Annotated in this window: 13 protein-coding genes; 7 read left to right on the forward strand and 6 right to left on the reverse strand. The window is 68.3% G+C overall.

All coding sequences use genetic code 11. The annotated features are described in order from the left end of the window. Positions 1-15: 15 nt before the first annotated feature. The 3 genes from sigK (at position 16) to AC3B6C_RS00870 (ending at position 2,742) form a co-directional block, all read left to right on the forward strand. The gene (gene sigK, locus AC3B6C_RS00860) at positions 16-624 is read left to right on the forward strand and encodes an ECF RNA polymerase sigma factor SigK (protein WP_010842244.1); all 609 of its coding nucleotides are present in this window, start codon (positions 16-18) and stop codon (positions 622-624) included. Between the two features lie 7 nt (positions 625-631). Then, positions 632-1,579: an anti-sigma factor gene (locus tag AC3B6C_RS00865; RefSeq protein WP_488374595.1), complete on the forward strand. Its 948-nt coding sequence runs from the start codon at positions 632-634 to the stop codon at positions 1,577-1,579. A gap of 125 nt (positions 1,580-1,704) precedes the next feature. Then, complete coding sequence (locus tag AC3B6C_RS00870) at positions 1,705-2,742, forward strand: alpha/beta hydrolase (protein ID WP_488374596.1); 1,038 nt, start codon at positions 1,705-1,707, stop codon at positions 2,740-2,742. Between the two features lie 48 nt (positions 2,743-2,790). On the opposite strand, the gene AC3B6C_RS00875 is transcribed toward AC3B6C_RS00870, so the two are convergent. Together AC3B6C_RS00875 and AC3B6C_RS00880 are read right to left on the reverse strand one after the other, a co-directional pair. Next, positions 2,791-3,156: a response regulator transcription factor gene (locus tag AC3B6C_RS00875; RefSeq protein ID WP_010842247.1), complete on the reverse strand. Its 366-nt coding sequence runs from the start codon at positions 3,154-3,156 to the stop codon at positions 2,791-2,793. 243 nt (positions 3,157-3,399) lie between these two features. Beyond that, complete coding sequence (locus AC3B6C_RS00880; protein ID WP_488374597.1) at positions 3,400-4,116, reverse strand: DNA-binding response regulator; 717 nt, start codon at positions 4,114-4,116, stop codon at positions 3,400-3,402. A 329-nt stretch (positions 4,117-4,445) separates the two neighbouring features. Between AC3B6C_RS00880 and AC3B6C_RS00885 the strand changes: the two genes are divergently transcribed. Together AC3B6C_RS00885 and AC3B6C_RS00890 are read left to right on the forward strand one after the other, a co-directional pair. Then, a complete protein-coding gene (locus AC3B6C_RS00885) occupies positions 4,446-5,201 on the forward strand; it encodes an acetoacetate decarboxylase family protein (protein ID WP_010842249.1) in 756 nt (251 codons plus the stop codon). A 67-nt stretch (positions 5,202-5,268) separates the two neighbouring features. After that, positions 5,269-6,282, forward strand: coding sequence for a pirin family protein (locus tag AC3B6C_RS00890; protein WP_488374598.1), 1,014 nt, complete (start codon positions 5,269-5,271; stop codon positions 6,280-6,282). A 108-nt stretch (positions 6,283-6,390) separates the two neighbouring features. Here AC3B6C_RS00890 and AC3B6C_RS00895 read toward each other — a convergent pair whose 3' ends face one another. Together AC3B6C_RS00895 and AC3B6C_RS00900 are read right to left on the reverse strand one after the other, a co-directional pair. Beyond that, positions 6,391-7,062 carry a CE1759 family FMN reductase gene (locus tag AC3B6C_RS00895; RefSeq protein WP_010842251.1) on the reverse strand — a complete coding sequence of 224 codons (672 nt, stop codon included), beginning with the start codon at positions 7,060-7,062 and terminating at the stop codon, positions 6,391-6,393. Beyond that, entirely contained in the window at positions 7,059-8,159 is a 1,101-nt protein-coding gene (locus AC3B6C_RS00900; protein ID WP_488374599.1) for an LLM class flavin-dependent oxidoreductase, read from the reverse strand. The genes AC3B6C_RS00895 and AC3B6C_RS00900 overlap by 4 nt, the downstream gene beginning before the upstream one ends. A 171-nt stretch (positions 8,160-8,330) precedes the next feature. Here AC3B6C_RS00900 and AC3B6C_RS00905 point away from each other — a divergent pair, with 171 nt between their 5' ends. Both AC3B6C_RS00905 and AC3B6C_RS00910 read left to right on the forward strand, forming a co-directional pair. Further along, positions 8,331-8,867, forward strand: coding sequence for an MTB12 C-terminal domain-containing protein (locus AC3B6C_RS00905; RefSeq protein ID WP_488374600.1), 537 nt, complete (start codon positions 8,331-8,333; stop codon positions 8,865-8,867). A gap of 80 nt (positions 8,868-8,947) precedes the next feature. Continuing rightward, positions 8,948-9,583, forward strand: a complete 636-nt coding sequence (locus AC3B6C_RS00910) for a DUF4190 domain-containing protein (RefSeq protein ID WP_488374601.1) — start codon at positions 8,948-8,950, stop codon at positions 9,581-9,583. A 105-nt stretch (positions 9,584-9,688) separates the two neighbouring features. Here the strand turns inward: AC3B6C_RS00910 and AC3B6C_RS00915 are convergent, their stop codons facing one another. Continuing rightward, positions 9,689-10,006: a hypothetical protein gene (locus AC3B6C_RS00915; protein ID WP_010842255.1), complete on the reverse strand. Its 318-nt coding sequence runs from the start codon at positions 10,004-10,006 to the stop codon at positions 9,689-9,691. A gap of 306 nt (positions 10,007-10,312) precedes the next feature. Further along, on the reverse strand, positions 10,313-10,540 hold the full coding sequence (locus AC3B6C_RS00920) for an MbtH family protein (protein ID WP_010842256.1): 228 nt from the start codon (positions 10,538-10,540) through the stop codon (positions 10,313-10,315). Positions 10,541-10,656 lie beyond the last annotated feature (116 nt).

Below are 10,656 nucleotides of genomic sequence, written 5' to 3' on the forward strand. Positions count from 1 at the left end.
CGTTACCGTGGACCAGTGACACCGGACGATGGCAGCGCGGCCGCCCACGCGCACCACGGACGCGGGGGCGAGGCAGGGATGTTGCGGGAGCTGCTGGCCGCGGCCGCGGCGGGCGACCGAACCGCGTTCTCCACTCTGTACGACCTCACGAGTTCGCGCATCTACGGTCTCGCGTTCCGGGTCGTGCGCGACCGCCAGTACGCCGAGGAGATCGTCCAGGAGGCGTACCTGCAGTACTGGCAGAAGGCTGCCGAGTACCAGCCCGGGCGCGGGTCGGTCATCACCTGGATGATGACCATCGCCCACCGGCGGGCCGTCGATCGTGTGCGCTCCGAGGAGCTGCAACAACAGCGGATGTCGCAGTACGGCGCGGTGTCGGTGGAGACACCGCGGAACATTCCGCTCGAGGTCGTTGTACAGACCGACGAGGCGCGTACGCTACGAACATGTCTCGGTACGCTCACGGAACTGCAACGGAGCTGCATCGAGATGTCGTACTTCGGAGGCCTGACCTATCCCGAGGTCGCCCGGCACACCGACACCCCCTTACCCACCATCAAGTCTCGGATTCGAGATGGCCTGCGTCGGTTGAGAAATTGCCTGAGGACGCACGAGGACGCCTGAACCCACAATGACCACACCCGATACGACGTCCGGGGACCGCGGGTCCGCCTGGCTCGACGATCACGTCGAGCTCTTCGCGGTCGGCGCGCTGACCCCCGACGAGACGACCCGAGCCGAACAGGAACTAGCCGCCCTGCCTCCGCAGCGGCGCGCGGCCTACGACGCGCAGATCACCGACATCCACGCGGCCATGGCCGGTTTCGCGACGACCTATGCGCTCGACGCGCCGCCCGAACTCCGGGACCGGGTGTTGCATCACGTCTTCGAGGGCGCGGCGCTCAACCCGGACGCCTACATGCCCGCGGGCATCGATCCCGGCCCGCCGAACGCGAGCGGCGCCGCCATCGACCCGGAGCCCGCTGCCGCTCCGGCCGGCACGGATCGATCCGGGGAGACCGACCTCGTGCCACCGACACCGATCGAACTGCGGCCCCGCGAATCATCCCGCGGCCAACACCGGGCCGGTGGCACCGCACCGCGTCCGGCACGCGCCACCGCGATCCTGGCGGCGGCGGCCGTGACGGTGGCAGTGGCGCTGGGAGCGGGCGTGCTCATCGGTCGCACCACCGCCCCGGAAACCTCCACGTCGACGACGGCGCTCAGCGACTCCCAGCGCGAGGTGCTCGGAGTGCTCACCGCAGCCGACGCGTCGGTGACCGTCGAACCACTCGCCGACGACCGCGGGACCATCGCGGTGGTGACGTCCGAGTCCGCCGATCAGGCCGTCGCGCTCCTGCGGGATCTGCGCACTCCGATCCCGGCCGACAGCACCTACCAGTTGTGGTTGGTCGGCGGTGCCGACCAACCCGTGCCGGCCGGCCTGATCCCCGGCGACGACACCGCCCCCGTGGTGGTGAACGACGTGGGCGGGTCGAGCGTGCTCGCGGTGACCATCGAACCGGCCGGCGGCTCGCCACAGCCGACGACGCCGATCCTCGCCCAGGTCGCCCTCTAGTCCCGGCGTGATTCGATCCTTCGGGTGACAGTCGTAGCGTTCTGTTCCCCGACGACGATCCATAGACTGAGGAGCCGTTCGGTGCGTCGGCGAACGGGTGCGTCTCGAGAACGAGTGGGTGCGGTGTGAACGGAAACGGTCGTCGACCTCTCGACGGTTGGAAGCTGCTCGCCGGGATGATGACGGTGTGTGCGGTCATCGCGGGCCTCGCGACCGCGCCCGGGGCGCGGGCTTCCGCGGCACCGCCGTCGGCTCCCGACGGTTCCCGCATCGTCGACTCCTACCGCGACGACGCACAACAGGTGACCCTGCTGGTCCACTCCGCGGCCATGAACCGAACGGTTCCGGTCACCGTTCTCACTCCCCGGGACCGCTCCCGGCCGGCCCCCACCTTCTATCTGCTGAACGGCGCAGGCGGCGGTGAGGACTCCGCGACCTGGGACGCGCGGACCACCTACAAGCGGTACTTCGCCGGCAGGCACGCCTACGTCGTCACGCCGATCGGTGGCGCCTACTCGTACTACACCGACTGGCAACGCGACGACCCGGCGCTGGGCCGCAACAAGTGGCAGACCTTCCTCACCAAGGAACTCCCGCCGCTCGTCGACGACGAATTCGACACCACCGGGGTCAACGCGATCGCCGGGATCTCCATGGCGGGGACCTCGGTGCTCAACCTCGCCATCGCGGCCCCCGGGCTGTACCGGTCCGTGGCCGCCTTCAGCGGGTGCGCCCGGACCAGTGATCCCGCCGGGCAGCAGTACATCCGGCTGGTTGTCGAGGACCGGGGCCAGGCGGACATGACCAACATGTGGGGGCCTCTCGACGGTCCCGGATGGCGGGCCAACGACCCCTACCTGAACGCGGCGAAACTCCGTGGCAGCAAGGTCTACATGACCACCGGCACGGGAGCGCCGGGAGTTCACGAACAGCTGGCCGACCCGAGCATCGCGGGCGACGGCTTCACACTGGCCAACCAGGCGATCGTGGGCGGCGGGATCGAGGTCGCGATCGACATCTGCACGCGGCAGATGGTCGAGCGCATGCGTTCGCTCGACGTCCCGGTGCACGTCAACTTCCGCCCGGCCGGCACCCACTCATGGGGCTACTGGCAGGACGACCTGTACCAGACCTGGCCGCGGATCGAACGCGACCTGCGATGAGGTCCGGCCGGCGTCCGCGTCACCCGACTCGGCCCATCGGTCGGGAACTCACCACGCGTCGAGGCCCGTGTATCCGTCCTGCAGAGCGCGAGCGAAGAGATGAGTCTTGGTCGGCGCACCCCGTCCGACGGCTGTGTACTTGGCACGGATTCGTGCAAGGTGCGTGCTGACCGTCGACGCCGAGATGAACAGGCGGGCCGCGGCATCCTCCTTGGAGTCGGCGGCGAGCCATGCCAGCAAGACCTCGATCTCGCGGTCGGACAGGCTCGGTCGAGGGATCGCGGCGGCCACCTCCCCGCTCCCCCGGTAGTCCGCCAGACGCGCAACGGGCTTGTGCCCCATCGTGTCCGGCCCATCGGCACGGCGTGGTGCCGGCAGGGCGCCGGTCGCGAAGATCTGTGTGGTCGCCGTCATTGATCCCATCCCCTTTTCGATCAGCGCATCGCTGACGTCCCCCGCGCCGCACGCTCCACGCGTTCTCATCGTTGTCCCACGGTAGGTCGGCCGTGGTGTTGGTCGGTAGACCCAGAACTGGGGACCTCGGCCCGCCCCAACCGATCTCGCATCCGATTCCCCATTCGCTCCCCTCCTCTGTCTTCCGGTCGGCATCCCCGACGTCCGGGCAGTGTCACCGCTCGCGGGCGGTTCGCACTCCGCTCACCGCCGGCGCCCCCGAGAGTCGTCGGAGACCGCTCCGCTGGTCCGTCGGCGCCGCTGCGGCACCGGCAACCAGCCGTCTTCGACCGCACGTTTGAACAGGTCCACCTTGGTGTGCGTAGGCCTCCCCGCATCCGCGTATTTCTGGCGAATCCGCTTGAGGTATTCGTTGACCGTCTCGGCGGACACCCCCAGGGCGGCGCCGACCCGAGCCGAGGTCTCCCCGGATGCGTAGAGCGCCAAGACCTTCTGCAACTGAGGAGACAGGTCCACCGCGGCGAGCTCCGGATCGCCGTCGATGGCTGCGGCCCACTCCGTGGTGAGAACCGCCCTGCCCCGGGCCGCCGACCGGATCGCATCGATGATGACCGACTCGTCGGCCGATTTGAGGACCACGCCGAGCGCTCCGGCCCGAGCCGCCGATCGCAACAGCGCCGGATGCTCGCCGGACGTGTAGACGACAGTGGCGACCCCGGCGGCCGACAAGGCGGTGACATTCTCGCGCGGCGTCGTGCCGTCGTCGAGGCGCAGGTCCAGGAGGACGACGTCGAGGGGCATCCCGCCGAGGACACCGTCGACTGTCGAGGCAGCGCAGACCAGCGAGATGTCGGCGATCGGGTCGAGTACGCGCTCTATCCCCCAGATCGGCGATCGATGGTCGTCGACCATCCCGACGCGGACGAGCGACCCGCCATCCTCCGACGGTCCTGTCGTCATCGCGTTCACCCCCTCGGAACCCGTCGGCGCGATCGGCCGCGACAGCTGTGCCTGTCTCACGACGACCCGGTTCTCAGCAAGTACACAGCGTTTTGCGACGTTGTACTCAGCGAACGTATCCGACGAGTCGGACACATTCCCCCGTCGTCGACCTCACCAGCGACGATCTGTCCCAATCTGGAACCGTTTGTGTCCACATTCTTGGGGACATCGCCACCTCGCGACATCCGCGACCGACACGTGCAAGACTAGAACATGTTCTAGAAATCGCGATTCAGGCCCGTCCGCGCCGTCGACCGGTCGTGATCCCACCCCGAGAAGGAGAACAGGTGAGCGCACCTTCGACCCACGACGTACTCGGCACCACGGTGACGATGCCGGTCGAGATCCGGCACGCCCGGTGCTTCGTCGCCGGGTTCACCGCCGACACCGCGGCCGTCACCCGGGCCATCGACGCCCAGTCGGCGCGGCCCGGCATCCTCCGGCCGCTGCGCATCCGGCCCGGTCGCACGATGTGCATGCTCGTGTTCGTCGACTACGTCGACGGCGATCTCGGACCGTACAACGAGTTCGGGGTGTGTTTCCTCGTCGAGGACCCGACCGTTCCGCCCGCCTCACCGGTCCGGGCGCTGCGTTCCCTGCTGAAAGGCGACGCGCGTGCGCTCGTGCACCGCCTCCCGGTCGACGGCGAGTTCACCCTGGCCGCCGGCCGAGGCATCTGGGGCTTCCCCAAGACGCTCGCCGAGTTCGACGTCGACCACTCCTCGGCCACGAGACACGGCCGGCTCGTCGCCGATGACGCGCTCATCGCCGACCTGAGCGTGAAGCCGGGGATCAAGGTCCCCGACTCCACCGCCGACACCGTGTTGCACGCCTACTCGCAGCTCGACGGCATCACCCGGATGACACCGTGGCGCCTGACCTCCACCGGCGGAACCCGCACGCGGATCGGCGGTGCGCGCCTGACCCTCGGCGACCACCCGATCGCCGACGAACTGCGGTCGCTGCGGCTCGGCCGACATGCGCTCATGTCCAGCTCGGTGGACCGGATCACGATGCGTTTCGAGGACCCCACGCTCGTCTGACCGGGCCGGCGGCTCCCGTGGACGCGGGTCTGCGGACGCCCGGGCCGCGGTCGCGGACAATGGCCCCATGAGCAATCTGGAAACGGACCCCGTCGAGGTCGAATGCCGCGCCGGGGCCGGCATCGCCTCGGGTTCGGGCCTCCTCCACATGGACGTACTCGCCGCCCGCGACGTACCGCTCGGCGGGCCGCGCGCGATGACCGTGCACCGGACGCTGCCGCAGCGGTCCCGGTCGCTGATCGGGGCCTGGTGTTTTATCGACCACTACGGTCCCGACGACGTCGCGAGCAGCGGCGGGATGGACGTTCCGCCGCACCCCCACACCGGACTCCAGACGGTCAGCTGGTTGTTCACCGGGGAGGTCGAGCACCGGGACACGATGGGCAACCACGCGATGGTCCGCCCCGGCGAGATCAACCTGATGACCGCCGGACACGGGATCGCGCACACGGAGGTCTCGACACCCGACACCACGACTCTGCACGGCGTGCAGCTGTGGGTCGCCCTGCCGGCCGACAAGGCCGACACCCCACGCGACTTCGCGCACCACCGGCCCGACGCGCTCGACCTCGGCGGAGTGACCGCCAAGGTCTTCCTCGGAGACCTGTTCGGCACGCGCTCGCCGGTGCACACGTTCACGCCGCTGAGCGGCGCCCAGCTGGACTTCGCGCCCGGCGCCACGGTCGACATCGACGTCGATCCCACCCACGAACACGGCATCCTGGTCGACACCGGGGCCATACAGGTCGCCGGAACCGATGCGGCACCGCTGTCCCGCACCGAACTGGGCTACCTCGGGCTCGGCGCGCGACGGATCACACTGACCAACGTCGCCGACACCGACGCGCGCGTCGTCTTCCTCGGCGGCGCACCGCTGTCGGAGGACATCGTCATGTGGTGGAACTTCATCGGTCGCACGCACGAGGAGATCGTCGCCTACCGGGACCAGTGGGAAGCCCACAGCGAGCGATTCGGGCAGGTCCACGGTTACGTCGGATCGACCCAGCACCTGCCCGCTCCGCCGCTACCGCATTCGCGTCTGCGCGCCCGGACCAACACACCCGGGCGCGCCACCCCCTGAACCGAACAGACCGCAAACCCACCACGGATGCACAAACGCGCTCCCGATTCGGGGGCGCGTCTGTCCATCTGTGGTGGGTTTGTCCACCGGGAGACTCTCAGCCGGCGATCACGCCGTGCCGAGCAGCCTCGCGAAGTTCGCGATTCCCGCGGCCTCGACCGCCTGCTGCCGGCCGCCGGCCGCATCGGATGCGATCGACGGTCCCCGGGCGGGGGCGTCCACCGGACCCGCACCGCCCCGCGGCGTGAGAAGCGACGCGAGTTCGGCTGCGGCGCGGGCGATCCGGTCGTTCAGCGAGGCGGTGTCCCCGCCGGCGCCCGCCCAGTCCGCCGATGCGGCGTAGACACCGGTCGGCAGGACGACGGTGCGCAGGTAGGCGAACAGCGGTCGCAGTGCGTGATCGAGCACCATCGAGTGTCTTGGGCTGCCACCGGTCGCGCCGATCAGCACCGGCTTACCCGCCATCGCATCGATGTCGACGAGATCGAAGAACATCTTGAACAGCCCGCTGTAAGAGGCGTTGAACACCGGCGTCGCCACGATCAGGGCGTCCGCGCCCTCGACCGCGTCGAGCGCCGTGCGGGCCCCGCCCGAGGCGAAGCCGACCGTCATCGCCTGGCCGAGGTCCCCGGCGAGGTCACGCAGGTCGACGATTTGGACGTCCGCGCGCCCCGGCCCGAGTCGTTCGGTGACCGCCGCGACCATCCGGTCGATGAGCAGTCGCGTCGACGACGGTTCGGACAGGCCCGCGTTCACCGCAACGATCCGCAGTGCGGTCACGACGACACCTCCACACCTTCCTCGACATCCCGGCGCGCGGCGACGAGCGACGCGTGCGTCGGCGCATCGGGAACGTCGGCGGGGCGACCCTCGGCGAATCCGGCCCGCAGGTCCGGCAACACCTCGCCGAGCAGGTCGAGCTGCTCCAGCACGGTCTTGAGCGGAAGTCCCGCATGGTCGACGAGGAACAACTGACGCTGGTAGTCGCCGAAGGTCTCCCGGAAGGTCAGCGTCTTGTCGACGAACTCGGCCGGGCTGCCGACGGTCAGCGGCGTCTGCGAGGTGAAGTCCTCGAGCGACGGCCCGTGGCCGTACACCGGCGCGTTGTCGAAGTACGGACGGAATTCCCGCACCGCGTCCTGCGACTTCGGCCGGATGAAGAACTGCCCGCCGAGTCCGACGATGGCCTGATGGGCCTTGCCGTGTCCGTAGTGCTCGTACCGTTCGCGATAGAAGTTGATCAACCGCTGGAAGTGCTCATTCGGCCAGAAGATGTTGTTCGCGAAGAAGCCGTCGCCGTAGTAGGCGGCCTGTTCGGCGATCTCGGGACTCCGGATCGAGCCGTGCCAGACGAACGGTGCCACATCGTCGAGCGGACGAGGGGTCGAGGTGAAGGACGTCAGCGGAGTGCGGAACTGTCCCTCCCAGTCGACGACGTGCTCGGTCCACAACCGGTGCAGCAGGTGGTAGTTCTCGATCGCGAGTGGAATGCCCTGCCTGATGTCCTGTCCGAACCACGGATACACCGGACCGGTGTTGCCGCGCCCGAGCATCAGGTCGACACGCCCGTCGGCGAGGTGCTGCAGCATGGCGAAGTCCTCGGCGATCTTCACCGGGTCGTTGGTGGTGATCAGCGTGGTCCCAGTACTCAGTTGCAGGCGCTGGGTCTGCGCCGCGATGTAGGCGAGGGTCGTGGTGGGCGACGACGAGAAGAACGGCTCGTTGTGGTGCTCGCCGAGTGCGAACACGTCGAGTCCGATGTCCTCGGCCTTCTTCGCGATCTCGACGATCGCCTTGATCCGCTCGTGCTCGGTCGGCGTCGTACCCGTGGTGGGGTCGACGGTGATGTCGCTGACGCTGAAGAGTCCGAACTGCATTTCGCGCCTCCTTGTCGTGGTTACACACACTCTAACCGGACCGCGGTCCGATTAATTCCGGAGGCCGGTGGGTTAGTGTTGGCTTACTGCGGGGAAGCGCCGCGGACCGGCGCCGGGAGCGAAGCGAGCGGGCCGAGAGACGCCAAGAGATACAGCATTCAGGAGAGTCGCATGAAGATCCGGAAGTCCGTCGCTGCCGTCACCCTCGCCGGGGCCGCGTTGTTCGTCGTCGCCGGTTGTTCGGAGTCCACCGACACCGTCGACGAGGCCACGAGTGCGGTGTCGACGGCCGTCGAGTCCGCTGCCAGCCAGGCCGAGACCGCCGCCAGTGACGCGGTCGACGAGGTCACCGGCCTCAGCAACGACGACGCGCAGGAAACCCTCCGCCAGGCCATCGATCCGGCCACCTCATCCGAGGAGCTCGACCAGGTCATCGACGTCACCAACCCGGCGACCAAGCCCGCCGCGATGGCGTTCGCGAAGGGCGCGTCCGCGGCCGGTTACACCCCGGACGCGTTCTCGGTCAAAGAGGTGACCGAGAACGGAGATGACAAGGCGACCGCCACCGTCGCCGTGAAGAGCCCGCATTCGCCGGCACCGGTCGACATCCAGCTCTCCTTCGTCAAGGTCGACGGCGACTGGAAGCTCAGTGGTGACGCCATCCAGCAGCTGATCAGCATGGGTAGCGGCCAGCAAGAGGGCAACTAGACCCCCGGCCCACGTCGCCTCCTCGCCTACACTCGGACGGGTGCGGTTCCGCCCCGGCGCCGGACGGCGAGGAGGTGTACGTGCGTACCGATCATCCCACCCAACCGTTCGCTCCGCCGGTGACCGAACGGCATGAGCGGTGGCCACTGGTCAACGATCTCGACGACACCGAACTCCCGAACGCGACCGAGCCGGAGCCCGAGCGCGTCGTCGTCGCGAGCGCTTCCGCGCCGGACTCACCGGTCCCGACCAGGATCGACACCGCGGCGAGACCGACTCCGCGGGCGGCGACCCGGGTGCAGACCAGGCTTCCCGCACGCGAACATGCCGCGTTACCGCCAGTGGGCGACTTCTGGGACCTGCAGAATGTCGGCCCGGTGTCCCTGGCCGCGATGCCGTTGCCGGCCGGACCGGTTCCGCCCCGCCCGGCGCCCTACCTGACCCGGCCCGTCGGCGGCCGTCCCGTCGCTCCGGCCGCATCGCTGGCGCTGACCACCGGCCTGATCTCGATTCCCCTGACGCTCGTCCTCGGCCTGGGCGCGGTTCTCGGTCTGGTCGCCGTGGTCTCCGGCGCCGTCGCCGTGAGACAGGTCCGTCGCGCCCCCGCGGAGCGCAAGGGAACCGGCCGCGCAATCACCGGCATCGTGACCGGCGCCGGCAGCATGGTCGTCGGTGGCCCGATCCTGCTTCTCGTCCTCTTCCTCGCCGGACTGTAGTCACAAGAACGCCCGCGCCTCGGCTGGCGGGCGGATGGACACCACAAAAATGACGAGACCCGCCGTTCGGCGGGTCTCGTCGTGGTGTCCGTGTGTGTCGGGGACTTAGCTGACTGCGCGCAGCCGCGGCCTGACCGAGGCCACTTCGCCGCGTTCGCGCCCGAGCCAGGCCTGGATCTCGCCGATGACCTGCAGCCTGGCGTCCACCGGGTCGATGTCGGCGAGCGACGGCATGCAGTGCATCAGAGCGGCGTAGAACGCCGAGGTCGGCGACATGCCGTACTCGGCGAGCACGTTTCCGTAGTCTTCGACGCGATCGGCGAGTTCACCATAGGTGAGAGCCTCATCGCCCAGCCGAACTGCTGTCAGGTGGGGCGTGATCGCCCCTCGGTTCTGGATGTCGTCCAGAAGTAGCTGGTCCATGATTACTGCCTTCCCGCCCGTGGAGCGTCGATCGCCGTGTCCGCGCCTCCCCTGACGTTGGCACCGAGCGATCCTCCAACCCAGTGTGCCCTACCTCATTCAAGTAGTAGAACACTGGCTCAACATGTGTGGGATATTCCACAACAATTCCCGTAACTCTGCTGTACTTCGATGTTACGGCTGTGACTGCAGTTGAAACAGGAACCCAGTGAGTTGCTTCGTTACCTGTTATCCACATGCAACTGTCCCGACATTCAAGCTAGTCCGACTTTGCAGATCGCGAGTGTCGAACCCCCGAACCGAGGCTCAGGCGTCGCCGCCCTTGTCCGCCTCCATGGCCTCGATGAGGCTCTTGGGCCGGAGGTCGGTCCAGTTCTGCTCCACATACTCCAGGCACGCCGCCCGGCTGTCCTCGCCGAAGACCTTGGTCCATCCGGCGGGGATGTCCGCGAAGGTCGGCCACAGCGAGTGCTGGTTCTCGTCGTTGACGAGCACGTAGAAGCGGCCGTCCTCGTCGTCGAATGGGTTCGTCATGGGTGTCCTTTCTCCGTTGGCGCGGCGACTGTCGTCACCCGCCTGCATTTGTTGTTGTCGAACGTAATGGCTCTCGGCCGGGACGTCGGCGAGGTCAGGTCGATGATGTCACGCAA

Source organism: Gordonia sp. 11cp (genome assembly GCF_057767225.1).